23 protein-coding genes, 1 pseudogene and 1 riboswitch are annotated in these 23,108 nt (G+C 73.1%); of the genes and pseudogenes, 18 read left to right on the top strand and 6 right to left on the bottom strand.

Annotated features, from left to right (window positions below; translation table 11 throughout):
- Position 1: 1 nt before the first annotated feature.
- The gene (hemW, locus tag J7462_RS12850) at positions 2-1,225 is read left to right on the top strand and encodes a radical SAM family heme chaperone HemW (protein ID WP_219470289.1); all 1,224 of its coding nucleotides are present in this window, start codon (positions 2-4) and stop codon (positions 1,223-1,225) included.
- Between the two features lie 91 nt (positions 1,226-1,316).
- Here hemW and J7462_RS12845 read toward each other — a convergent pair whose 3' ends face one another.
- A complete protein-coding gene (locus tag J7462_RS12845; protein ID WP_219464279.1) occupies positions 1,317-1,937 on the bottom strand; it encodes a DUF4870 domain-containing protein in 621 nt (206 codons plus the stop codon).
- A 236-nt stretch (positions 1,938-2,173) separates the two neighbouring features.
- On the opposite strand from J7462_RS12845, the gene hrcA reads away from it, so the two are divergent.
- From hrcA to J7462_RS12790, 11 genes and pseudogenes are all read left to right on the top strand, one after another.
- Positions 2,174-3,196: a heat-inducible transcriptional repressor HrcA gene (hrcA, locus tag J7462_RS12840; RefSeq protein WP_208570111.1), complete on the top strand. Its 1,023-nt coding sequence runs from the start codon at positions 2,174-2,176 to the stop codon at positions 3,194-3,196.
- 73 nt (positions 3,197-3,269) lie between these two features.
- A pseudogene (gene dnaJ / locus J7462_RS12835) lies at positions 3,270-4,414 on the top strand (molecular chaperone DnaJ).
- Positions 4,415-4,544: 130 nt separating this feature from the next.
- Positions 4,545-5,279: a 16S rRNA (uracil(1498)-N(3))-methyltransferase gene (locus J7462_RS12830; RefSeq protein ID WP_219464278.1), complete on the top strand. Its 735-nt coding sequence runs from the start codon at positions 4,545-4,547 to the stop codon at positions 5,277-5,279.
- A gap of 379 nt (positions 5,280-5,658) precedes the next feature.
- The gene (locus J7462_RS12825) at positions 5,659-6,018 is read left to right on the top strand and encodes a histidine triad nucleotide-binding protein (RefSeq protein ID WP_219464277.1); all 360 of its coding nucleotides are present in this window, start codon (positions 5,659-5,661) and stop codon (positions 6,016-6,018) included.
- 85 nt (positions 6,019-6,103) lie between these two features.
- Complete coding sequence (locus J7462_RS12820) at positions 6,104-7,501, top strand: serine hydrolase (RefSeq protein WP_219464276.1); 1,398 nt, start codon at positions 6,104-6,106, stop codon at positions 7,499-7,501.
- Positions 7,502-7,638: 137 nt separating this feature from the next.
- Positions 7,639-8,694, top strand: coding sequence for a PhoH family protein (locus J7462_RS12815; RefSeq protein ID WP_219464275.1), 1,056 nt, complete (start codon positions 7,639-7,641; stop codon positions 8,692-8,694).
- Between the two features lie 18 nt (positions 8,695-8,712).
- Positions 8,713-9,186, top strand: a complete 474-nt coding sequence (gene ybeY / locus J7462_RS12810; protein WP_208570106.1) for an rRNA maturation RNase YbeY — start codon at positions 8,713-8,715, stop codon at positions 9,184-9,186.
- Complete coding sequence (locus J7462_RS12805) at positions 9,162-10,544, top strand: hemolysin family protein (protein ID WP_219470287.1); 1,383 nt, start codon at positions 9,162-9,164, stop codon at positions 10,542-10,544. The genes ybeY and J7462_RS12805 overlap by 25 nt, the downstream gene beginning before the upstream one ends.
- Positions 10,537-10,923, top strand: a complete 387-nt coding sequence (locus tag J7462_RS12800) for a cytidine deaminase (RefSeq protein ID WP_208570105.1) — start codon at positions 10,537-10,539, stop codon at positions 10,921-10,923. The genes J7462_RS12805 and J7462_RS12800 overlap by 8 nt, the downstream gene beginning before the upstream one ends.
- Positions 10,920-11,816, top strand: coding sequence for a GTPase Era (gene era / locus J7462_RS12795; RefSeq protein WP_208570104.1), 897 nt, complete (start codon positions 10,920-10,922; stop codon positions 11,814-11,816). Before J7462_RS12800 ends, era begins: the two co-directional genes overlap by 4 nt.
- A gap of 130 nt (positions 11,817-11,946) precedes the next feature.
- Positions 11,947-13,029: an acyltransferase gene (locus tag J7462_RS12790; protein WP_219464274.1), complete on the top strand. Its 1,083-nt coding sequence runs from the start codon at positions 11,947-11,949 to the stop codon at positions 13,027-13,029.
- Positions 13,030-13,043: 14 nt separating this feature from the next.
- Here J7462_RS12790 and J7462_RS12785 read toward each other — a convergent pair whose 3' ends face one another.
- On the bottom strand, positions 13,044-13,820 hold the full coding sequence (locus J7462_RS12785) for a DUF4097 family beta strand repeat-containing protein (protein ID WP_219464273.1): 777 nt from the start codon (positions 13,818-13,820) through the stop codon (positions 13,044-13,046).
- Between the two features lie 102 nt (positions 13,821-13,922).
- On the opposite strand from J7462_RS12785, the gene recO reads away from it, so the two are divergent.
- The 3 genes from recO to J7462_RS12770 all read left to right on the top strand — a co-directional run bounded on the left by recO (position 13,923) and on the right by J7462_RS12770 (position 15,888).
- Complete coding sequence (gene recO / locus J7462_RS12780) at positions 13,923-14,819, top strand: DNA repair protein RecO (protein WP_208570101.1); 897 nt, start codon at positions 13,923-13,925, stop codon at positions 14,817-14,819.
- 32 nt (positions 14,820-14,851) lie between these two features.
- On the top strand, positions 14,852-15,628 hold the full coding sequence (locus J7462_RS12775; RefSeq protein WP_208570145.1) for an isoprenyl transferase: 777 nt from the start codon (positions 14,852-14,854) through the stop codon (positions 15,626-15,628).
- A 71-nt stretch (positions 15,629-15,699) separates the two neighbouring features.
- Positions 15,700-15,888: a hypothetical protein gene (locus tag J7462_RS12770; protein WP_219464271.1), complete on the top strand. Its 189-nt coding sequence runs from the start codon at positions 15,700-15,702 to the stop codon at positions 15,886-15,888.
- 173 nt (positions 15,889-16,061) lie between these two features.
- Here J7462_RS12770 and gndA read toward each other — a convergent pair whose 3' ends face one another.
- Complete coding sequence (gene gndA / locus J7462_RS12765) at positions 16,062-17,507, bottom strand: NADP-dependent phosphogluconate dehydrogenase (protein WP_208570099.1); 1,446 nt, start codon at positions 17,505-17,507, stop codon at positions 16,062-16,064.
- Between the two features lie 495 nt (positions 17,508-18,002).
- Between gndA and J7462_RS12760 the strand changes: the two genes are divergently transcribed.
- Positions 18,003-18,254 (top strand): hypothetical protein, encoded by a 252-nt coding sequence (locus tag J7462_RS12760; protein WP_219464268.1) that lies wholly within the window; start codon positions 18,003-18,005, stop codon positions 18,252-18,254.
- 159 nt (positions 18,255-18,413) lie between these two features.
- On the opposite strand, the gene J7462_RS12755 is transcribed toward J7462_RS12760, so the two are convergent.
- The 3 genes from J7462_RS12755 to J7462_RS12745 are packed head-to-tail and all read right to left on the bottom strand — an operon-like array spanning position 18,414 to position 21,268.
- Positions 18,414-19,214 carry an energy-coupling factor transporter transmembrane protein EcfT gene (locus tag J7462_RS12755; protein WP_219464266.1) on the bottom strand — a complete coding sequence of 267 codons (801 nt, stop codon included), beginning with the start codon at positions 19,212-19,214 and terminating at the stop codon, positions 18,414-18,416.
- A complete protein-coding gene (locus J7462_RS12750; protein WP_219464265.1) occupies positions 19,211-20,638 on the bottom strand; it encodes an ABC transporter ATP-binding protein in 1,428 nt (475 codons plus the stop codon). The genes J7462_RS12755 and J7462_RS12750 overlap by 4 nt, the downstream gene beginning before the upstream one ends.
- Positions 20,639-20,671: 33 nt before the next feature.
- Positions 20,672-21,268 carry an ECF transporter S component gene (locus J7462_RS12745; RefSeq protein WP_208570095.1) on the bottom strand — a complete coding sequence of 199 codons (597 nt, stop codon included), beginning with the start codon at positions 21,266-21,268 and terminating at the stop codon, positions 20,672-20,674.
- A 75-nt stretch (positions 21,269-21,343) separates the two neighbouring features.
- A riboswitch (TPP riboswitch) is annotated at positions 21,344-21,449 on the bottom strand.
- Positions 21,450-21,560: 111 nt separating this feature from the next.
- On the opposite strand from J7462_RS12745, the gene J7462_RS12740 reads away from it, so the two are divergent.
- Positions 21,561-22,391: an alpha/beta fold hydrolase gene (locus J7462_RS12740; RefSeq protein ID WP_219464262.1), complete on the top strand. Its 831-nt coding sequence runs from the start codon at positions 21,561-21,563 to the stop codon at positions 22,389-22,391.
- Between the two features lie 133 nt (positions 22,392-22,524).
- Positions 22,525-23,028: a DUF6328 family protein gene (locus J7462_RS12735; RefSeq protein ID WP_219464261.1), complete on the top strand. Its 504-nt coding sequence runs from the start codon at positions 22,525-22,527 to the stop codon at positions 23,026-23,028.
- The last annotated feature ends 80 nt before the right edge of the window (positions 23,029-23,108 follow it).

Here is a 23,108-nt window from a genome sequence, read left to right as displayed (position 1 = left end):
CATGCCCGGCGTCCTTCCAGATGGTGAGACCGTTCCCGTCGACGGCGCACTGCCCACCACCGCCCTGCGGGAGGTCGGCGCGCGCGGTTTCGGCGTCTACCTGCACGTGCCGTTCTGCGCCAGCCGCTGCGGCTACTGCGACTTCAACACCTACACCGCCGCCGAGCTGGGCGCAGGCGTCAGCCGGGAGTCGTACGCCGACACCGTGCTCGCCGAGTTGGCGCTCGCCGCCCGGGTGCTCGGCGACGCCCCGCCACCGAGGGTCGACACGGTCTTCGTCGGCGGCGGCACCCCCACCCTGCTACCCGCCGACGACCTGGCCCGCCTGCTGGACGGCATCGACCGCACCTGGGGACTGGCCGCCGACGCCGAGGTGACCACCGAGGCCAACCCCGAGTCGGTCACCCCGCAGTCGCTGAAGACCCTGCGGGCCGCCGGCTACACCCGGATCTCGCTGGGCATGCAGTCCGCCGCCGCCGGGGTGCTGGCGGTCCTCGACCGGACCCACCGCCCCGGCCGGGCCGCCGAGGCCGCCCGGGAGGCCCGCGACGCCGGGTTCGACCACGTCAACCTGGACCTGATCTACGGCACGCCGGGGGAGCGCGCCGAGGACTTCGCCGCCTCGCTGGAGCAGGTCGTCGCCGCCGGGGTCGACCACGTCAGCGCGTACGCCCTGATCGTGGAGGACGGCACCCGGTTGGCCGCCCGGATGCGGCGCGGCGAGCTGCCGTACCCCTCCGACGACGTGGCGGCCGACCGCTACCTGGCGGCGGAGGCCGCCCTCGACGCGGCCGGGTTCTCCTGGTACGAGGTCTCCAACTGGGCCCGCAGCGAGGCGGGCCGGTGCCGGCACAACCTGCTCTACTGGACCGGGGCCGACTGGTGGGGCCTCGGCCCGGGGGCGCACAGCCACGTCGGCGGGGTGCGCTGGTGGAACGTCAAACACCCCAGCGCGTACGCGCAACGGCTCGCCGCCGGGCACTCGCCCGGCCTGGCCCGGGAGATCCTCACCCCGGCCGAGGCGCACATGGAGGACGTGATGCTGCGGCTTCGGCTCGCCTCCGGGCTGCCGCTGGACGTGCTGGACGACGCGGGCCGGGCCGCCGCCGCCCGTGCGCTCGCCGACGGGCTGCTGGACCCGGTGGCCTACCCGCAGGGGCGGTCGGTGCTCACCCTGCGGGGCCGGCTGCTGGCCGACGCGGTGGTCCGCGACCTGCTGCCCTGAGCGTGGCCCCGCCGGCCCGCCGCGCACCGCAGCGGGGCGGGCCGGGGCCGGCGGTGGTGCCCGACCGGCCGGGGGAGCGGCCGGCCGGGGTTCACTTGATGAAACTGGTGGACATCGGGTAGCGGTAGGCCTGACCCTCGTTGGCCTTCATGCCGGCGATGATCCCGAACAGGATCTGGATCACCACGACCGCGATGCTGGGCAGGAAGAGCAGGCACCAGCTCACGAAGAGCAGCACGAACGCGATGATCGACCAGAGGATCTGGAAGTTCAGCGCGGCCAACGCCTGCGCCCGGACGGCCGGCGACTGCTGACCGCGTACCAGGTAGGCGATCAGCGGGGCGACGAAGCCGAGCGGGCCGAGGCTGATCAGCGCGCCGGCGGCCCCGCCGAAGTGCGCGACCAGCGCCCAGGTCTTGTCCTCGCTGTTGGCGTATCCACCGGTCGGGGCGCCGTACGCGCCGGCGGTCGGATATCCGCCACCGGCCGGGGGGTAGCCACCCGGCGGGCCGTAGCCACCCGGCGGGCCGTAGCCACCCGACGGCGGCTGGTCACCGGTGGGCGGCGGATACCCGCCGGGCGGGGGATACCCGCCTGCACCCGGTGCCCCGGACAGTGGTGCGGTGGGCGGCTCATATGGCGAGCCCTGGCCAGCGTTCGGGTCCGGCGGGTAGCCGTCCCCCGCGCCGGGCGGGCGAGGTGGTTCAGTCATGCCCGTCACGGTAGGGGCTGCTGGCAAGGGTGCACCAGAGCGACACTGGTGAGGTTGGCCTCGACATTCGGTCAGCGGCCACGCCGGCAACCCACCGGGGCGGTCGCACCGACGGTCCGTCGTTGATCAACGCAGCGGCGGTACTGCCGTCGTAGACTGGCACTCGCTACAGTCGAGTGCCAGAGCGCTCGCCGGACGCGTCAGAAGTCCGGTCGCCGTGCGACAGGAGGTGGGAGATGGGTCTCGACGACCGCAAACTCGCCGTGCTGCGGGCGATCGTCGAGGACTACGTCGCCACGCAGGAGCCCGTCGGCAGCAAGACGCTCGTCGAGCGGCACCAGCTCGGGGTCTCCCCGGCGACCGTCCGTAACGACATGGCGGTGCTGGAGGAGGAAGGCTACATCCGGCAGCCGCACACCAGCGCCGGCCGGGTGCCCACCGACCGGGGCTACCGCCTCTTCGTCGACCGGCTCTCCCGGGTCAAACCGCTCAGCCCCGCCGAACGTCGGGCCATCGAGCGGTTCCTGGTCGGCGCGGTCGACCTCGACGACGTGGTGCACCGCACCGTACGGCTGCTGGCGCAGCTCACCCGGCAGGTCGCCGTCGTGCAGTACCCGTCGCTGGCCCGCTCGTCGGTGCGGCACCTGGAGCTGGTGCCGATCTCCACCACCCGGCTGATGCTGGTCATGATCGCCGACACCGGGCGGGTCGAGCAGCGGCTGGTCGAACTGCCCACGCCGGTCCCCGCCGACGACGTCACCGACCTGCGTCGGCTGGTCAACGAGAAACTGGTCGGCAGTCGGCTGTCCGACACCCCACCGCTGGTCCAGGCGCTGGTCGAGGAGTCCGCGCCGCACCTGCGCGGGGCCATGACCACCCTGTCCACGGTGCTGCTGGAGACCCTCGTCGAGCGCACCGAGGAGCGGTTGGCGCTCGCCGGCACCGCCAACCTCACCCGGGGCGGCCTGCTCGACTTCCAGGGTTCGCTGCGACCCATCCTGGAGGCGCTCGAAGAGGAGGTCGTCCTGCTCAAGCTGATCGGCGAGGCCGAACCGAGCACCACCCGGGTGCTGATCGGCGACGAGAACGAGGTCGACAACCTGCGGGCCGCCTCGGTGGTCAGCACCGGGTACGGCCCCGGCAGCACCATCGTCGGTGGGCTGGGCGTGCTCGGCCCGACCCGGATGGACTACCCCGGCACCATCGCCACGGTGCGGGCCGTGGCACGCTACGTGGGCGAGCTGCTGGCCCAGAACTGACCAGTCAGGGCCGACGGCCGGCTCCGGCCGCCGACCGGCGCAACGCGAGACGAACATGAGGACACGGAACGCAGTGGCCAGGGACTACTACGGCATTCTCGGCGTCGGCCGGGAAGCCTCCGATGACGAGATCAAGCGCGCCTACCGCAAGCTGGCGCGGCAGTTCCACCCGGACGTCAATCCGGACCCGGAGGCACAGGAGAAGTTCAAGGACATCAACGCCGCGTACGAGGTCCTCTCGGACGACCGGAAGCGGCAGATCGTCGACCTGGGCGGCGACCCGCTCGCCCCGGGCGGCGGGGCGCCGGAGGCCCGGGCGGCCCCGGTGGGGCCGGCCCGTTCGTCGGCTTCCAGGACATCATGGACGCCTTCTTCGGTGGTGCGGCCGGTGGGGCGCGCGGTCCGCGCCCGCGTACCCGCCCCGGAGCCGACGCGATCCTGCGGCTGGAACTGGACCTGCACGAGACCGCCTTCGGCGTCGAGGCCCCAATCACCGTCGACACCGCAGTGCTCTGCACCACCTGCTCCGGGGCGGGCACCGCAGCCGGCACCCACCTGGCGACCTGCGAGGCGTGCGGGGGCCGGGGCGAAGTGCAGTCGGTGCAGCGGACCTTCCTCGGCCAGGTGGTGTCGGCCCGCCCGTGCACCGTCTGCCAGGGCTACGGCACCACCATCCCGCACCCCTGCCCGACCTGTGCCGGCGACGGCCGGGTGCGGACCCGCCGCTCGCTGACCGTCAAGATCCCCGCCGGGGTCGAGGACGGCATGCGGATCCGGCTCGCCCAGCAGGGTGAGGTCGGCCCGGGCGGCGGCACCGCCGGTGACCTCTACGTCGAGATCCACGAGCGCCCGCATGACGTCTACTCCCGCAAGGGCGACGACCTGCACTGCCGGGTCACCGTCCCGATGACGGCCGCCGCGCTGGGCACCCGACTGACCATCAAGACGCTCGACAGCGAGGAGACGGTCGACGTCAAGGCCGGCACCCAGCCGGGCAGCACGCTGCGACTGCGCGCCCGGGGCGTACCGCACCTGCGGGGCACCGGCCGGGGTGACCTCTACGTCCACCTGGACGTGCGTACCCCCACCAAGCTCGACGCCGACCAGGAGAAGATGCTGCGGGACTTCGCCAAGACCCGGGGCGAGGAGGTCGCCGAGCTGAGCAAGCAGGGCGGCTTCTTCTCCCGGATGCGCGACGCCTTCAACGGCCACGCCTGACCCCGGGCCGGCTCCGGTCAGCTCGGCCCTCGGACGGTTTCCCGGTCCGGTGGTTTCCCGGTCTGGGTTTCTTGGTCCGGGTGGTGGCCCGGTCCGGGGCGGTGGGGCCGGGCCGGTTAGCCTGATCGGCGTGTCCGCGCCGCTGTTCCTGGTCGAGTCGCTGCCCACCGCCGACCAGCTCATCCTGGACGGCCCCGAGGGCCACCATGCCGCCACCGTGCAACGGCTGCGCGTCGGCGAGGAGCTGCTGCTCGCCGACGGTCGGGGTGGCACCGCCACCGCCGTGGTCACCGCCGTCGGCCGGGGCACCCTGGACCTCACCGTCACCTCCCGGGGGTACGTCGACGCGGACGTCCCCCGGCTGGTCGTGGTGCAGGGCATCGCCAAGGGCGACCGGGGTGAACTCGCCGTGCAGGCGATGACCGAGGTCGGGGTGGACGAGATCGTGCCCTGGGCGGCGTCCCGCTCGGTGGTGCAGTGGCGCGGCGACCGGGGCGTACGGGCCAGGGAGAAGTGGGCGGCGACCGCCCGGGAGGCGGCCAAGCAGGCCCGTCGTGCCTGGTTGCCGGTGGTGGCGGGAGCACCGGACGAGTCCACCGCCACGGTGGCCCGCCGGATCGCCGGGGCCGGCGCGGCGTTCGTCCTGCACGAGGAGGCCGAGGAGCGGCTGACCACGGTCGAGCTGCCGACCACCGGCGAGATCATCCTCGTGGTCGGCCCCGAGGGCGGCATCGCCCCGACCGAGTTGACCGCCTTCACCGAGTCCGGCGCCCGCCCGGTCCGGTTGGGCCCCTCGGTCCTGCGTACCTCCACCGCCGGCGTGGCCGCCCTCTCCGTCCTCTCCACCCGCCTCCCCCGCTGGTAACCCCCTCTTCCCCTCCCTCCCTCGCCCCACCTCCGCCCCACCTCGCCCCGGCCAACCTCCCTCGTCCCGTGATCAAGAGCTTTACGTCATCCGCGAGCCCAATCCCGCCCTAAACCTCTTGATCACCGAGCCCACCACCCAACCCTCGGCGTTGGTGGCTGGTGATCAAGAGGTTTGGGTCATCTGGGGGCTTGAAATTGGCGTAAAGCTCTTGATCACCGGGACGAGAGGGCTGGCCGAGGCTGGGTGGGGCGGGGCTGGGTGGGGTCGGCGGGCTGGGCTGGGTGGGGTGGGCTGGCGGGGGATGGGGCGGGTCGGGGTGGCGGGAGTGGGGGTGGTGGGGAGTGGGGGTGGTGGGGGTGGTCTTTAGAGTGGGGGGATGGGAGCTGACTGTCTGTTCTGCCGCATCGTCGCCGGGGAGATTCCGGCCACCATCGTCAAGGAGACCGCCGGCACCCTGGCGTTCCGCGACATCGGGCCGAAGGCGCCGGTGCACGTGCTGGTCATCCCCAAGGAGCACTACGCCGACGTGGCGACGCTCGGCCAGGGTGACCCGGCGCTGGCCGGTGAGGTGCTGGCCACGGCTGCCGCGGTGGCCGAGGACGAGGGGCTGACCGGCGACGGCTTCCGGCTGATGTTCAACACCGGCGCGTACGGCGGGCAGGAGGTCTTCCACGTGCACGCCCACCTGCTCGGTGGCGCGCCGCTCGGACCGATGCTGGCCCGGGACCTGGCGTGACCTGCGGAGGCTGCCCGGGGCCAGGCGTGACCACCGCCGGCGACCCGGCCTGCGACGTGACGGTCGTCGACGATCGGAGACCGGTGTGACGTCCGAGGCGGGACCGGGCACCGGCCCGGCCGCCACCCACCGGTTGGCGCGGCTGGTCCGGCAGGTCCAGGCGCAGGCCCGGGTGCCGGCGCTGGCGGTGGCGTTGCACCGGGCCGACCGTCCGCTGTGGACCTGCGAGGTCGGCGGCACCGGCAACGACACCGTGCTCGGCCCGCGCAGCCGGTTCCGGATCGGTTCGGTCACCAAGACCTTCACCGCCGTGCTGGTGTTGCAGTGCCGCGACGACGGCCTGCTCGACCTGGACGACCCGCTGGGCCGGCACCTGGACCTGCCGGCGCACGGCGAGCTGACCGTACGCCGGTTGCTGTCGCACACCGCCGGGCTGCAACGGGAGCCGTACGGGGACGTCTGGGACACGCTGCGCGCGCCGCAGGTGGACGAGTTGATCGCCGACCTGGTCCGGGTCGAGCGGGTCCTACCCACCGGCCGCCGCTACCACTACTCCAACCTGGGCATGGCGCTGCTCGGCCGGCTGGTCGGCGCGCTGCGGGGCGGCACCTGGGCGGAAGTGCTCGCCGACCGGGTGCTCACCCCGCTGGGGCTGGCCGACACCTCGGTCGACCCGGGGTCGCAGGCGGTGACCGGGTTCCTGGTCGACGCGTACTCCGACGAGGCGCATCCGGAGCCGCCGACCGACTTCGGGGCGGTCGGACCGGCCGGCCAGTTGTGGAGCACCGCGACGGACATGGCCCGGTGGGCGGCGTTCCTGGCCGACCCGGGTGCGCTGGACCCGACCGGGGCGGTGCTCGCCCCGGCCACCCTGGACGAGATGCGCTGGCCGGTGACGACCACCGACGAGACGGCCTGGAAGGCCGGCTTCGGGCTCGGGCTGATCCTGGTGCCGTACCCGGACCGGGTGGTGCACGTGGGGCACGACGGTGCGATGCCCGGTTTCCTGGCCGGGGTCTACGGCCGGCGCGGTGGTGACGGCACGGCCGGCGCGATGGGCTGCGCGGTGCTCGCCTCCTCGGGCACGGCGGCGCAGGTGCTGGAGCTGCCGCACCGGTTGCTGGCCGCCGCCGCCGAGCACGACCCGGCGGACATCCCGCCGTGGCGTCCGGGCCCGGGCGCGCCGGAGCCGCTGCGCGGGGTGCTGGGCCGCTGGTGGGGCGAGGGATTCGAGTACGTCTTCAGCTGGCACGAGGGGACGCTGCGGGCCCGGGGCGCGGACGATCCGGTGGGCCGGCCCCCAGCGGTCTTCGCGTCGACCCCGCAGTCGCCTGACGTGTTCCGGACCGTCGCCGGGCGGGAGGTCGGGGAGTTGCTGCGGCTTACCCGGGACGCTGACGGCACGGTGGTCGCGATGCACTGGGCCACCTACCGCTTCACCCGTCACCAGGAGACCTTCGACCGGTACGACTTCCGGGCCTGACCGGGCGACCGGGCCGGGAAATTCGACGCGGTGCCGCCGGTGCGGAGCGGATACGATAGGCGTATCGTCCGCACGCCGTGCCAGCAGGGCACGGCGCGAGATGGAAGCAGGTGGCGCAGGGCCCCACGGCCCGACCTATGACCGGCACCCCACCTCCCGGCCCGCCCCGGGTGCAGACCAGGATCACGGTTCCCGATGCCAAGATCATGGTCAACCTGCTCGGCGCGGGCGACGAGATCCTGCGACTCGTCGAACGTTCGGTCACCAGTGACGTGCACGTCCGTGGCAACGAGATCACCATCACCGGTGCGCCCGCGGACAATGCTCTCGCCGAGCGCCTCTTCAGCGAGCTGCTCGAACTGATCGAGAAGGGCGAGACCCTGACCACTGACGCTGTCCGGCGTACCGTCGGCATGCTCGAACAGGGCGGCACCGAGCGGCCCGCCGAGGTGCTCACCCTCAACATCCTCTCCCGGCGCGGGCGCACCATCCGCCCCAAGACGCTGGGCCAGAAGACGTACGTCGACTCGATCGACGCCAACACGATCGTGTTCGGCATCGGCCCGGCCGGCACCGGCAAGACCTACCTGGCGATGGCGAAGGCCGTCCAGGCGCTCCAGGCCAAGCAGGTCAGCCGGATCATCCTGACCCGGCCGGCGGTCGAGGCGGGCGAGCGGCTGGGCTTCCTGCCGGGCACCCTGAACGAGAAGATCGACCCGTACCTGCGCCCGCTCTACGACGCGCTGCACGACATGCTCGACCCGGAGTCCATCCCGAAGCTGATGGCCGCCGGCACGATTGAGGTCGCGCCGCTGGCCTATATGCGGGGTAGGACCTTGAATGACGCTTTCATCATTCTGGACGAGGCGCAGAACACCACGCCCGAGCAGATGAAGATGTTCCTCACCCGGCTGGGCTTCGGTTCCAAGATCGTGGTGACCGGTGACGTCACCCAGGTGGACCTTCCCGGTGGGACGGCCAGCGGGCTGCGGGTGGTCCGGGAGATCCTGGTGAACGTCGAGGACGTGCACTTCGCCCAGCTCTCCAGCGCGGACGTGGTCCGGCACCGGCTGGTCGGGGAGATCGTCGACGCGTACGCCCGCTGGGACGAGCGGGAGAACCAGCAGGCGCAGGGCGTGCACGCCGTGCCGGGGCGGACCGCCCAGGGCGGCCGGGCCGGCCGCCGCCGCTAACCAACCAGAGGAAGACAGTTGTCCATCGAGATCGCCAACGAGTCCGGTGTCGAGGTCGACACCGACTCCGTGCTCGCCGTGGCCCGGCACGCCCTCGACGAGATGGGGGTCAACCCGCTCGCCGAGCTGTCCGTGTTGCTTGTCGACATCGGCTACATGACCGAGCTGAACCATCGTTGGATGGGCGGTGACGGCCCCACCGACGTGCTCGCCTTCCCCATGGACGAGGGCAGCGTCGACCACGGCCCGGGGGAGAGCGCCCCGGCCAGCGGTGAGCCGGCCCTGCTCGGTGACATCGTGCTCTGCCCGGAGGTGGCGGCGAAGCAGGCGGCCACCGCCGGGCACACCGCCGCCGACGAGCTGCACCTGCTCACCGTGCACGGGGTGCTGCACCTGCTCGGCTACGACCACGCCGAGCCGGAGGAGGAGCGGGAGATGTTCGCCCTCCAGGCCCGGTTGCTGGCCAGCTGGCGGTCGACCCGGTCGCGGTGATGGACATAGTCGCGGCCGGCCCGACCGCCGGCCTTCCCGATCTTCAGCTGATCTTCTTCGCGGCCGGGCTGGTGGTGCTCGCCGGCCTGATCGCGATGACCGAGGCCGCGCTGGCCGCGGTCTCCCCGGCGCGGGCTGCGGAGCTGGCCCGCGACGGGGCGCGCGGCGCGCGTACCCTCCAGGCCGTCGCCGGTGACGTGGTCCGCCACCTCAACCTGTTGCTGCTGCTCCGGCTGCTCGCGGAGCTGACCGCCACCACCCTGGTCGCCCTGGTGGCGGTGGACAGCTTCGGCGCGGGCTGGCGGGCGGCGCTGGTGACTGCCGGGGCGATGACGGTGGTCAGCTTCGTGGTGGTCGGGGTGGCCCCGCGCACCCTGGGCCGGCAGCACGCGTACGCGGTGGGTCGGGCGGTGGCGCCGCTGGTGCGTTGGCTGGGCCGGGCGCTCAACCCGCTGGCCTCGCTGCTGATCCTGATCGGCAACGCGGTCACCCCGGGGCGCGGTTTCCGGGAGGGGCCGTTCGCCACCCAGGTGGAGCTGCGGGAGCTGGTCGACTTGGCCGAGCAGCGGGGGGTGGTGGAGCACGGCGAACGCCAGATGATCCACTCGGTCTTCGCGCTCGGCGACACCATCGCCCGGGAGGTGATGGTGCCGCGCACCGAGATGGTGTGGATCGAGGAGGGCAAGGCCCTCTCCCAGGCGTTGGCGTTGTTCCTGCGTTCCGGGTTTTCCCGCATCCCGGTGATCGGGGAGAGCGTCGACGACGTGCTCGGTGTGCTCTATCTCAAGGACCTCATCCGGCATACCCGGGGTGGTGACCTGCGGGCGCACCAGACCCCGGTGGCCGAGCTGATGCGACCGGCGACGTTCGTGCCGGAGTCCAAGCCGGTCGACGACCTGCTGTCGGAGATGCAGGCCGCCCGCAACCACCTGGTCATCGTCGTCGACGAGTACGGCGGCACCGGTGGCCTGGTCACCATCGAGGACATCCTGGAGGAGATCGTCGGTGAGATCACCGACGAGTACGATGTCGAGCGCCCGCCGGTGGAGCACCTGGCCGACGGTGCGGTCCGGGTCACCGCCCGGCTGCCGGTGGAGAACCTGGGCGAGTTGTTCGACACCGACCTGCCCACCGACGAGGTGGAGACGGTCGGTGGCCTGTTGGCGCAGGCCCTGGGGCGGGTGCCGATCCCGGGTGCCGACGCCGAGGTGGCCGGCCTGAAGCTGGTCGCCGAGGGCACCACCGGCCGACGTAACCGGATCGACAGCGTGCTGGTCAGCCGGGTGCCGTCGACCGGGGGCCCCGATTCCCGTGACAACCAGAACAGCACCGAGGAGAGGCAACCCGCCGATGCCTGAGACACCCGCCGTGCCGGCCGCCCGGCCCACCCCGTCCGATCCGGCCGAGTTGAGCGCCGAGGACGGCAAGCTGGTCGTGTTGGCCCGTGGCGCCCGGGCCCGGGTGGCTGCCGTGGAGGGCGCGGCGGTCCGCGACCAGGACGGCCGGACGTACGCTGCGGCGAGCGTTTCGCTGCCCTCGTTGACCGTCACGGCGCTCCAGTTGGCGGTCGCCTCGGCGGCGGCGGCGGGGGCGAGCCGGTTGGAGGCGGCGGCGGTGGTGACCGAGGCGTCGACCCTGGACGGGGCGGGGCACGCGGCGGTGCGGGATCTGGCTGCGGACGCGCCGATCCACGTGGCCGCCCCGGATGGCACGGTCCTCGGCACGGTGGTCGAGTGACCGGCGTGGAGCAGCGGCCGTACCGGGCGGGTTTCGGGTGTTTCGTCGGGCGGCCGAACGCCGGCAAGTCGACGCTGACCAACGCCATCGTCGGCACCAAGATCGCGATCACCTCCAACAAGCCGCAGACCACCCGGCACGTGATCCGCGCGGTGCTGCACCGGCCGGAGTCGCAGCTGGTCCTGGTCGACACCCCCGGCCTGCACCGGCCCCGGACGCTGCTCGGTGAGCGCCTCAACGACCTGGTGCGCACCACCTGGACGGAGGTCGACGTGATCGGCCTCTGCATTCCGGCCGACGAGCCGGTGGGTCGGGGCGACCGGTTCATCAGCGGCGAGTTGAGCGAGTTGAAGGCCACCGTGCTCGCGGTGGTGACCAAGACCGACCTGGTCGACAAGCGGCGGTTGGCCGAGCAGTTGCTCGCGGTCAGCGAGCTGGCCGACTTCGCCGCCGTGGTGCCGGTCAGCGCGGTCTCCGGGCACCAGGTGGACACCCTGGTCGACGTGATGACCGGTTACCTGCCGCCGTCGCCGCAGCTGTATCCGGACGACATGCTCACCGACGAGCCGGAGCAGGTGCTGGTCGCCGAGCTGATCCGGGAGGCGGCCCTGGAGGGGGTCCGCGACGAGCTGCCGCACTCCATCGCCGTGGTGGTGGAGGAGATGATCCCCGAGGGTCAGCTCATGAAGATCTATGCCGACGTCTACGTCGAGCGGCCCAGCCAGAAGGCGATCGTGCTGGGCCACCGGGCCAGCCGGCTCAAGGAGGTCGGCACCACCGCCCGCAAGCAGATCGAGGAGCTGCTCGGCACCCGGGTCTATCTGGACCTGCACGTGCGGGTGGCCAAGGAGTGGCAGCGGGACCCGAAGCAGCTGCGCAAGCTGGGTTTCTGACCCGTACGCCGGGGTGAAATCCGGACACCGATATGGGAAGTTTCACGTCAGGCCCCGATTAGCAGCGGTTTCACAGGTCGGGTGCGCAGGGTAGGGGACGTTCATCCGTCCCCGACATAGATGCAGCCTGATGCGTAACCGATATCTGGACCTGCTCCGTTTCCTGGCCATCGTCCGGGTCGTGGTCTACCACGTCACCGGGCTGGCCACGCTGACGCTGATCTTCCCGGCGATGTCGATCATGTTCGCCCTGGCCGGGTCGCTGATGGCGGCGTCGATGGACCGGTACGGCGTGTCCGCGCTACGGCGTCGGCTGCGCCGTCTGCTGCCCTCGCTGTGGGTGGTGGCGGTGATCTTCGTGCCGGCCATGCTGCTCACCGGGCTGGAGTTCACCCCCCGGGTGGTGATCTGGTTGTTCCCGATCACCGACCCGCCCGCCAACTACTGGGGCGGGCTCGCGCTCAGCCCGATCTGGTACCTGCGGGACTACCTGTGGTTCCTGCTCGCCTCCCCGGTGGCGCTGTGGCTGTTCCGCCGGGCCCCACTGCCCACCCTGGCCGCCCCCTACCTGCTGCTGGTCGCGATCGAGGTGGGTCTCCTACCGACCACCTCGGCGGTGCTGCGCGCCTTCGGCCTCTATTTCGGGGCCTGGCTGCTCGGCTTCGCCCACCACGACGGCATGTTGTGCCGGCTGGCCGACCGGGTGCTGGTGCCGGTGGCGGTGCTGCTGGCCGGGGCCGGCGCGACGTGGATCCTCACCCACCCGGGGCCGCGCGGCTACGACCTCAACGACATCCCGCTGGGCAACGCCCTGTGGTCGGCGGCGTTCATCCTGGTGGTCATCGGCCGGGCCCCGGCCACCGCCGCCTGGGTGGACCGGAACCGGATCTTCAGCCGGCTGGTGACGGTGGCGAACCGGCGCGCGTTGACCGCCTACCTGTGGCACATGCCCTTCGTGGTGGCGCTCACCCCGCTGGTGGGCCTGGTCGGCTGGTCACCCCGGGACCCGTGGGGGCTGGCGATCCGGGTGGTGCTGGTCTTCCTCCTGGTCGCGGTGGTGACCCTGCTGGTCGGCTGGGTGGAGGACGTGGCGGCCCACCGCCGCCCCGAACTGGTCCCCGGCCGCCCGCACCCCCGCCCGGCGACGGCGTCGCCCGGCGTCCCGGCACCCCGGACACCCGAGGCCGACACCGCCGAGATCAGGGCCCGCTGAGGTACGCCACCCGCTCAGCGCTGCACGACCGTCACGTTTCCGCTGCCAGCCTCCAGGTCCAGCACCAGCGGTGCGCCCGGGTCGTTGGTGACCCCGATCTCGGTGTCCCCCGAGTCGACATTCGACTTCACCCGGTACCGGCCGGCCGGCACCGTCAGCTCGACGTCCCCGCTGCCGGCGTGGGCCCGCGCCGAAGCCGGCCTGCTCAGGGTGAGCGTGATGTTGCCGGAACCGGTCTCGGCGGAGACGTCGCCACCGAGCCGGGTGCCGGTGACGTCGCCGGAGGAGGCCCGCAGGTCGACCGGGCCGGTGACGTTGAGCACCTCGATGTTGCCCGACCCGGTCTCGGCCCGCACCGGGCCGGCCGCCTCGATGATCCGGATGTTGCCCGAGCCGAGGGTGAAGTCGACCGAGCCGATCCTGGTCAGGTCCACGTCACCCGAACCGGTCTCCCCCTGCACCCGCACCCCGGGCGGGGCGGTCACCTCGTACGACACCGAGCAGCGGGGACCGCACTCGGTGTCCAGCACCAACTCGTCACCGGTGATCTCGTACGTGGTGTCCGGCTGGTCACCCTGGTAACGGAGCACCCGCTTGACGCGTACGCCGGTGGCGGGGCCGGTCGCCCGGACCACCACGTCCCCCGAGCCGGGCCGTACGGTGATCCGGGCGATCTTCGCCGCCTCGGTGGTGTCGAAGTCCAGCCGCCGGAAGGAGAGCGTGTCGCACCCGGTGACGAGGATGAGGGCGGCGGTCGCACCCAGGGCGACCGCGCTGCGGGGAAGAGCCATGCCCAGCAACCTACGACCGTCGCCACCTGCGGCACATCGGGGGCGAAGCGCGGGCCCACCCCGAGCCGACCCTGATTTCCCACCCCGAGGGAGAATGACCGGATGGCCGGGTACCGCCGACAGCTCTACCGCGACGACGCGGTGGTGCTGCGCGTGCAGAAGCTGGGCGAGTCCGACCGGATCATCACGCTGCTGACCCGCCGGCACGGCCGGTTGCGCGCGGTGGCCCGGGGGGTACGCCGCACCACCAGCAAGTTCGGCGCCCGGCTGGAACCGTTCGGCCACGTCGACCTGCAACTCGCCGGCGACCCGAAGGGCAACACCGGCAGTTCGCTGCACAGCGTCAGCCAGGTCGAGGGCATCGACCTGTACGGCAAACGTTTCCTCGGGGACTACCCCCGGTACACGGCGGCCAGCGCGATCGCGGAGACCGCCGAACGCCTCACCCCCGTCGAGCGGGAACCGTCGCTGCGGCTGTTCCAGCTCACCCTCGGCGCGCTCAAGGCGTTGTCCCGGGGTGAGCACGCCACCACGCTGGTGCTCGACGCCTACCTGCTGCGCGGGATGAGCCTCGCCGGGTGGGCGCCCGCGTTGACCGCCTGCGCGGTCTGCGGCACCCCGGGGCGGCACCGGGCGTTCTCCGTACCCGCTGGGGGTGCGGTCTGCCCGGACTGCCGGCCACCCGGCGCGGCCCACCCCGCGCCGGCCACCATCGACCTGATGTCCGCCCTCACCAGCGGCGACTGGCAGGTCGCCGACGCCACCGCCACCGGGGTACGCCGGGAGTGCAGTGGCCTGGTCGCGGCGCACCTGCAGTGGCACCTGGAACGCGCGCTACGCTCGCTGCCGCTGGTCGACCGGGGTGGCCCGACGCCCGGTGCGCCGGACACCGGCCCGGTGGGCGGCGGGCCGACGGGGGACGACGGGGGTGCCCCGGGTGGCCGGGTGCCGCCGCCCCGGGTCGGTGTGGAGGGTGGGGACAAGGAGATGACCGAGTGATCCGATCGTTGAGGGCCGACCGGCGGACGCCGGTGCCGCCGACCCCGCACCCGTCGGGCGCCCGGCCACCGGCGCTGCCCGCCGAGGCGCTGCCGAAGCACGTCGCCGTGGTGATGGACGGCAACGGCCGCTGGGCCAAGGAGCGTGGACTGCCCCGCACCAAGGGCCACGAGCAGGGCGAATACAGCCTCTTCGACACCGTCGAGGGGGCGATCGAGCTGGGTGTGCCCTACCTGTCGGCGTACGCCTTCTCCACCGAGAACTGGCGGCGCTCGCCGGACGAGGTCCGCTTCCTGATGGGCTTCAACCGGGACGTCATCCGTCGCCGCCGCGACCAGCTGGTCGACCTGGGGGTGCGGGTGGTCTGGTCGGGGCGGGCGGGCCGGCTGTGGAAGAGCGTCATCTCCGAGTTGCAGACCGCCGAGGAGATGTCCCGGGGCAACTCGACGCTGACCCTCCAGTTCTGCGTCAACTACGGCGGCCAGGCTGAGATCGCCGACGCCGCCGCCGCGATCGCCCGGGAGGTGGCCGCCGGCCGGCTCGACCCGGACAAGGTCACCGAGAAGACCGTGGCCAAGTACCTCTACCACCCGGAGGTCCCCGAGGTCGATCTCTTCCTGCGCCCCTCCGGCGAGGAACGGATCTCCAACTTCATGCTCTGGCAGTCGGCGTACGCGGAGCTGGTGTTCCTGGACACCCTCTGGCCGGACTTCGACCGCCGCCACCTGTGGTACGCCTGCGAGCTGTACGCCCAGCGGGACCGCCGGTTCGGCGGCGCGCTGCCCAACCCGGTGGCCCCGCCGCGCTGACCGGCCCACGATTGGTGATCTCACCTGCGGGGTACCACCACCCCGACAGCCAATCGCGGAGGTGAGCACACATGATTCAGAAGCGGATCGCGCAGTGGGCAATCATGGCGGTCGCCGTGCCGCTGGCCGCAGCCGGTGCCCGCCAGCTGAGCCACACCCTGGAGTCCCGACGGGGGCCCAGCGGAGTGAGCCGGATGCTCTCCAAGGGAGCCGACGTGCTGCGCCCCCGCAAGGCCGCCCGACGTCGCCGGTTCTGGTGACCACCCGGCACCGGCTTCCCCGGTGACCAGCGGGTCACCACCGACCTCACGGCGAACGCCCCGCCACCCGGTTGTTCACCGGGATGGCGGGGCGTTCGCGTGGCACTGGTGCGGGTCCGGTGGTCGCGGTGCCCCACCAGGGACACCGCGGCACGCCGGGAAGGTGTGGTGGGTCAGCCGGCCACTTCGGAGCGGTCGGCGGTCGCCCACAGGGTGTGGAACGCGCCCTCCCGGTCGACCCGGTGGTAGGTGTGCGCCCCGAAGTTGTCCCGCAGGCCCTGGATCAGGGCCGCCGGCAGCCGCTCCGCGCGCAGCGCGTCGAAGTAGGCAAGCGACGAGGAGAAGGCCGGGGTGGGCACGCCGGCCCGGGCCGAGTCCGCCACCACCCGACGCCAGCTCGGCACGCCGTCGCTCACCGCGTCGGCGAAGTACGGCGCGACCAGCAGCGTCGGCAGCTCCGGCTGCGAGTCGTACGCCTCGCGGATGCGGTCCAGGAAGCGGGCCCGGATGATGCAGCCGCCCCGCCAGATGGTGGCGGTGCCACCCAGGTCGATGTCCCAGTGGTACTCGCGGCTGCCGGCCCGGATCTGGTCGAAGCCCTGCGCGTACGCGACGATCTTGCTGGCCAGCAGCGCCCGGCGGACGTCCTCGACGAACGCGTCCCGGTCCTCGACCTGCCACTTCTCGCCCGCGTCGCCGAAGGTACGGCGGGCGGCCTCCCGCTGACCGGCGTGCCCGGACAGCGACCGGGCGAACGTCGCCTCGGCGATGCCGGTGATCGGGATGCCCAGGTCGAGGGCGATCTGCACCGTCCAACGGCCGGTGCCCTTCTGCTCGGCCTGGTCGAGCACCACGTCGACGAACGCCTTGCCGGTGGCGGCGTCGGTGTGCGCCAGCACGTCGGCGGTGATCTCGATGAGGAACGACTCCAGCTCGCCGGTGTTCCACTCCCGGAAGATCTCCGCGATCTCCGCCGGGGTCGCCCCCAGCCCGGCCCGCAGCAGGTCGTACGCCTCGGCGATGAGCTGCATGTCGGCGTACTCGATGCCGTTGTGGACCATCTTGACGAAGTGGCCGGCGCCGTCGGGGCCGACGTGCTGGCAGCAGGGGACGCCGTCCACCTGCGCGGCGATCTTCTCGAACATCGGCCCGAGCTTCTGGTAGGACTCCGCCGAGCCGCCCGGCATGATGCTCGGCCCGAGCAACGCGCCCTCCTCGCCACCGGAGACACCGGTGCCGACGAAGTGCAGCCCGTGCTCGCGCAGCGTCTCCTCCCGGCGGCGGGTGTCGGCGAAGTGGGCGTTGCCGGCGTCGACGACGATGTCGCCCTCCTCCAGCAGCGGCACCAGCTCGTCGATGACCGCGTCGGTGGGGGCGCCCGCCTTGACCATGACGATCACCGCGCGGGGCCGCTCCAGCGAGCCGACGAAGTCCGCCAGGGACTCCGACGGCACGAAGGTGCCCTCGTCACCGTGCTCGGCGACCAGGCTGCGGGTGCGCTCCGGGGAGCGGTTGTGCACCGCCACGGTGAACCCGTTCCGGGCCAGGTTGCGGGCCAGGTTGCGACCCATCACCGCCAGCCCGGTCACGCCGATCTGCGCCGTCGCCTGTTGCGTCATCCGTACCCGCCCTCTCACGTCACCTGTGTGCTGCGACCGTATCGCGCGCCCGCGACGGCCGGCAGCCGCCGTCCACCCAGTGTCACAGGGTGGTCGCGTGCGTGCGGCAGCGACCGTCCCGCCGCCGGGCCGGGCCGGTCGTCGGGACTTCCGCCGTCGGGCGGCGGGGTCGTCGGGCCGGGATGGTCGTCGGGCGGCGGGGTCGTCGGGACTTCCGCCGTCGGGCCGGGATGCTCGTCGGGCCGGGATGCTCGTCGGGAAAAGCGGGTGCGCCGGGCGTGGGGGTCGGCTACCGTGACGACATGCGCATCTGACGCCCTTTCTGAGAGCCGACCCGCCGCCGTGGCCGCGGGTCCGCGTGCTCGGGCGTCCGCGTCTCCCGTCCCCTGCTGACCGGGGATGACTCGTGGCCGGTCGTCCGGAGCCGATCCCGTCCGTCGACCGCCCGCCGCTGAGGCGACGGTGTGGTCCTCCGCACGTCCCAGGAGGCAGCGAATGCCCGCCAAGCGCAGTCCCAAGAAGTCCCGACCTGTCGTACCGTCGCCGGTGGAGGTGGATCCGGCGGCGCTCGCGGCACTCACCGTGACGCCCGCGCACCCGGTCCCGGTCGCCGTGACGCCGCCCCACCCGGACGCTCTCGTCCGGTCGAACCCACCCCGGCCGCCGTCGCGGTCGGGCCGGTCGGTCCGGGCCGGCTCCACCGCCGCCCAGGGCCAGGGCCGCCGGTACGCCTTCCGGCGCAGCTGAGCCGCCCGGGCGCAGACGTCCCACACCAGATAGCTGAAACAGCGGTATCCGGACCTCCGGATACCGCTGTTTCAGCACAGTGGTGCCGGCGTGTGCCGGTGCGCCTGGTGGCTGGCGTGCCCGACGGGGTGGTGGGGCGACGGCCCGGTGGGGCGCGGGTCAGCCGATCAGGGGCCGGAAGGTGCCGAGGGCGACGCTGACCGCGAGCGCGCCGCCGGCCAGGGTGGCGGCACCGGCGACCAGCAGCCAGTCGGCGGGACGGAACACCTGCCGGCGGGCCACCGTGCGCGGGGTGCCGGCGTCGAACCCCCGGGCGTCCATCGCCACCGCCAGTCGGGTGCCGCGCCGGATCGCGCCCACCAGCAGGGCGAACGCCGTGGCGACGAAGAGCCGCAGCCGGGCCAGCGGGTTGCGGCCGGCGTCCACGCCCCGGGCGCGGCGGGCCATGGTGAGCATCTGCCACTCCTGGCCGAGCAGCGGCACCAGCCGGAACGCGGCCAGCGCGCCGATGGCGAACCGGGCCGGGGCCTTCGCGTTCTGCACCAGCGCGTCGGCCAGGTCGGTCGGGTCGGTGGTGGCGAAGACGATCACTCCGGGCAGGGCGACCGCGAGCATCCGCAGCACCAGCCCGAGCGCGGTGACCAGCACCCCGGAGGTGACCAGCAGCGGCCCCGCCGTCCACAGCACCGGGCCGGACCGGTCGGCGGCGAACAGCAGCAGGGTGACCAGGATGCCGACGGCACCGGCCAGCAACGGCCACGCCCGTCGGGCCAGCACCCGGTAGCGGATGCCGAACAGCGGCAGCAGCGCCAGCTCGACGGCGATGGCGACCGCCGGTGCGACCGGGTCGAGGCTGGCCACCAGCACGAACGAGAAGATCAGCCCGGCTGCCAGTTTCGCCACCGGGTTACGCCGGGCCAGCGGCGCACCCGGCACCGCGACGGGCTCCAGGCCGATCACGGCTGCTCCCGGGCGGGGTGCAGGGTGACCGTCCGGTCGGCGAGCGCGGCGACGAAGTCCCGGTCGTGGGTGACGGTGACCACGCCGTGCCCGGCGTCACGCAGGTCGGCGAAGAGGTCGACCAGCTCACCCCAGGTGCGGCGGTCCTGGCCGAAGGTGGGTTCGTCGCAGATCAGCAGCCGGGGCGCGGTGGCCAGGGCGGTCGCCACGCTGAGCCGCCGGGCCTCCCCACCGGAGAGGGTGTACGGGTTGGCCCCGGCGAGCCGGGTCAGCCGCAACCGGTCCAGCAACCCGTCCACGGTGGCCCGGACGGCGACCTCCGGGCGGCCGGTCCGACGCGGCCCGAGGGCCAGTTCGTCGCGGACGGTGCGGGTGACGAACTGGTGCTCCGGGTCCTGGAAGACCGAACCGATCCGACCGGCCAGCGCGGGGGCCCGCCACCGGTGCGGGGGCGTACGGGCGTCCCCGTCGGCCAGGGCGGCGGTGCCGGTCAGTCGACCGACGCCGGGGCGGAGCAGCCCACCGAGCAGCAGCGCCAGGGTGGATTTGCCGGCCCCGTTGGGACCGAGGACGGCGAGCGCCTCGCCGGCGCGTACCGTCAGGTCGGTGGGGGCCAGCCGGGGTGGCAGGCCGAGCCGGTCGACGGTGAGCAACCCCGCACCGGGCGGCCCGGTGGCCGGCCGGGACCCGGTGGGGTGGCCGGGCACCCAGACACCCTCGGCGGCGAGCGCGGCACCGTGCGCGGCGAAGACCGTCGCCGGTGGCCCGTCGGCCCGGACCCCGCCACCGGGGGTCAGCACCACGACCCGGTCGACCAGGGGCAGGGCGTCGGCGACCCGGTGTTCGACCAGGACCAGGGTGGTGTCCGGGTCCAGCGCGCCGGCCACCGCGCCGCGCACCAGCTCCGCCCCGGCCGGGTCGAGGTTGGCCGTCGGCTCGTCGAGCAGCAGCAGCCCCGGCCGCAGCGCCAGCACCCCGGCCAGGGCGAGCCGCTGCTGCTCGCCGCCGGACAGCGCCGCGGTGGGCCGGTCCCGGGGGTAGGGGAAACCGACCCGGCGCAGCGCCTCGTCCACCCGGGGCCAGATCTCGTCGCCGGGCACCCCCCGGTTCTCCAGGCCGAACGCGACGTCGTCACCGCAGCGGGCCATCACCAGCTGGGACTGCGGGTCCTGGAAGACGGTGCCGACCCGTTCGCGGGCCTTGGCCGGGTCGAGGCCGTCGATCTCGACGGTGCCCTCCTGCTCGCCGGAGTCCGCCGGCAGCAGCCCGGCCAGCGCGGCCAGCAGGGTGCTCTTGCCGGCCCCGGACGGCCCCAGCAGCAGCACCCGCTCCCCGTGGTCGATGCGCAGGTCCACCCCGCGTACCGCCCAGGCCCGCCGACCGGCGTGCCGCCAGCCGAAGCCGACCAGCCTCACACTCGCCACGTCGCCGGCACCTCCATGATCGTCAGGAGAGGATCAGACCAGGGTGCGGTCACGGCCGGCGGGGAACCGGTCCAGCACTCCGGTCTCGGCCAGCGCGCGGGTCAGGTACCAACCGCCGACCCCGGCGACGACGGCGGCGCTGAGCACGGTCAACGCCGCGTACGGCAGGCGGTAGCTGGTCAGGGCGTACTCGGCGTTCCAGACGAAGAAGTCGAACAGGGCGGCGCTCAGCCCGGTCAACGCCCCGGCCAGCACCGCCACCGGCAGCCGGAACGACCGGTAGCGGAACGCGGCGAAGGCCAGCTCCGCGCCGAGGCCCTGGATCAGCCCCTGCACGATGGTGATCCCGCCCCACTCCGCGCCGAGCAGTGCGGAGACGGTGGCGGCGACGGCCTCGCAGAACAGGGCCGCCCCCGGCTTACGGATCACCAGGCCGCCGAGGACCGCCGGGACCAGCCACACGCCGTACATCACCGCCTGGCTGGCGGGTGCGGCGGCGAATGCCGGGTCGGCGGCCTTCCAGACCAGGCCCCAGGCCCAGAAGATGACGCCGAAGGCCACGGCGATCACGGCGGCGACCACGATGTCGATCGTGCGCCACCGGTTGCTGTTGGTGGTGGTGTGCGGCATGTCGGTGCTCCCAGTCCAGCGATCGAACCAGGAGAAGACGCACGCCGCGCCCGGCGGCTGCCGGACGGCGGCGCGGCTGGAGGTCGACCGAACTCCCTGCGCTGGCATTACCCAGATCAGGTTCGAGGGTCTGCGGGCGGTGCCCGCACTCTCAGCGCTGTGCGCTCCCCTGTCGGATGTGAAGTTGTCTCGGCAGACGCTAGCACCGACCTGCGGCAACGGCCCAGCAGGTCATGGTTCCCGGCATTCGACGTCCCGGGCGCACACCGGGGCGCTGGGTAGGCTGCCGGTCATGCGGGTGGCGGCGCGGGGACTGACGTTCGACGTACGGGCCGGTGGGCCCGAGGGCGGCGAGGTCGTGCTGCTGCTGCACGGCTTCCCCCAGCACGGCGGGGAGTGGGACGCGGTGGTGCCCGCCCTGCACGCCGCCGGGCTGCGCACGTACGCCCCCGACCAGCGGGGTTACTCGCCCGGGGCCCGTCCCACGGAGGTGGCCGGCTACCGGCTGCCGGAACTGGTCGCCGACGCGGTGGCGGTGCTGGACGCGCTGGGCGTCGACACCGCGAACGTGGTGGGGCACGACTGGGGGGCGATCGTCGCCTGGGCGCTGGCCGCGCGGCACCCGGAGCGGGTGCGTACCCTCACCGCGGTCTCGGTGCCCCATCCGGCGGCCTTCGGGTACGCGCTGTCCACCGACCGTCGGCAGCGGGCGCGTTCGGCGTACATGACGTTGTTCCGCCGGGCGGGCCTGGCGGAGCGGGTGCTGCTGGCCGGGCGGGCGGTGGTCCTGCGTCGGCTGCTGGCCGGCGTCGGTGACTCCGCCCGGGTGGCCCGCTACGCCCAGCCGATGCGCGGGCCGGGCGCGCTGACCGGGGCGCTGAACTGGTACCGGGCGATGTCGGGGCGGGACCTGAAGGCGGTCGGTCCGGTGCCGGTGCCGACCAGCTACGTGTGGAGCGACCGGGACGTGGCAGTCGGGCGTACCGCCGCGCAGGCCTGTGCCCGGCACGTCACGGGGGACTACCGGTTCATGGTGCTGGCCGGGGTGACGCACTGGATTCCCGACGAGGCGCCGGGGCCCCTGGCCGAGGCGATCCTGGCCCGGGTGTGCCCGGCGGCATGAGCCGCCCTGCCGAGGGTGGACCGGGCCGATCGGGGATCGTGAATCGGTTTCGGGCGATTGCGGATCGGGCACTGGCGTTGCTGCCGACGGGAGGTGCTCCCGTCGGTCGTACCGTCTCATCCGGAGGTAGCGCGTGTCGAAGGAATCCGAGAAGCAGCGCTGGCAGCGCAACTTCGCCGATCTGCTCCAGGAGTTGCGGGTCGCCCAGACCGGCGTGCAGATCCTCTTCGCCTTCCTGCTGACCCTGCCGTTCAGCAACGGTTTCACCCGGACGAGCGAGTTCCAGCGGGACGTCTACATTCTCGCGCTGCTGTCGGCCGCCGCGGCCACCGCGATGATCATCTCGCCGGTCGCCTTCCACCGGGCGCTGTTCCGCCAGGGTCGTAAGCCGGAGCTGGTCCGGTTCGCCCACCGGATGGCCACCGGCGGCCTGGCCTTCATGCTGGTCGCCATGGTGAGTGCGGTCCTGCTGATCGCCGACTTCGTGCTCGACACCGGCATCGCCGTGGTGCTCACCGTGGTCACCGGCCTGTGGTTCCTGACGTTCTGGGTCATCCTGCCGTTCGTCCGGCGCAGCTGGGGTGAGGACGACATCGACGACGACGATGACGACCCGGTGGTGACCAACGGTGACTGATCCCGCCCTCGGGCGGTGAGGGACGCAGTGGGCCGGGCCCACCCGGGCCGACGGCGGTCGGGGTGGGCCCCGCTTCGCGT

It is taken from the genome of Micromonospora sp. RL09-050-HVF-A (assembly GCF_019374995.1).
Lineage (GTDB): Bacteria > Actinomycetota > Actinomycetes > Mycobacteriales > Micromonosporaceae > Micromonospora > Micromonospora antibiotica.
Note: the sequence above shows the minus strand (reverse complement) of the source record. Positions and strands in the feature narration are given on the sequence as shown.

Bases quoted from the DNA above. Each gene is read 5' to 3' on its own strand.
- J7462_RS12760 (WP_219464268.1), top strand. From the start codon at position 18,003: ATGCCCGCCAAGCGCAGTCCCAAGAAGTCCCGACCTGTCGTACCGTCG.
- J7462_RS12770 (WP_219464271.1), top strand. From the start codon at position 15,700: ATGATTCAGAAGCGGATCGCGCAGTGGGCAATCATGGCGGTCGCCGTG.
- hrcA (WP_208570111.1), top strand. From the start codon at position 2,174: ATGGGTCTCGACGACCGCAAACTCGCCGTGCTGCGGGCGATCGTCGAG.
- J7462_RS12785 (WP_219464273.1), bottom strand. From the start codon at position 13,820: ATGGCTCTTCCCCGCAGCGCGGTCGCCCTGGGTGCGACCGCCGCCCTC.
- hemW (WP_219470289.1), top strand. From the start codon at position 2: ATGCCCGGCGTCCTTCCAGATGGTGAGACCGTTCCCGTCGACGGCGCA.
- recO (WP_208570101.1), top strand. From the start codon at position 13,923: ATGGCCGGGTACCGCCGACAGCTCTACCGCGACGACGCGGTGGTGCTG.
- J7462_RS12740 (WP_219464262.1), top strand. From the start codon at position 21,561: ATGCGGGTGGCGGCGCGGGGACTGACGTTCGACGTACGGGCCGGTGGG.
- J7462_RS12790 (WP_219464274.1), top strand. From the start codon at position 11,947: ATGCGTAACCGATATCTGGACCTGCTCCGTTTCCTGGCCATCGTCCGG.
- gndA (WP_208570099.1), bottom strand. From the start codon at position 17,507: ATGACGCAACAGGCGACGGCGCAGATCGGCGTGACCGGGCTGGCGGTG.
- J7462_RS12815 (WP_219464275.1), top strand. From the start codon at position 7,639: ATGACCGGCACCCCACCTCCCGGCCCGCCCCGGGTGCAGACCAGGATC.
- J7462_RS12745 (WP_208570095.1), bottom strand. From the start codon at position 21,268: ATGCCGCACACCACCACCAACAGCAACCGGTGGCGCACGATCGACATC.
- J7462_RS12845 (WP_219464279.1), bottom strand. From the start codon at position 1,937: ATGACTGAACCACCTCGCCCGCCCGGCGCGGGGGACGGCTACCCGCCG.
- J7462_RS12825 (WP_219464277.1), top strand. From the start codon at position 5,659: ATGGGAGCTGACTGTCTGTTCTGCCGCATCGTCGCCGGGGAGATTCCG.
- J7462_RS12800 (WP_208570105.1), top strand. From the start codon at position 10,537: ATGCCTGAGACACCCGCCGTGCCGGCCGCCCGGCCCACCCCGTCCGAT.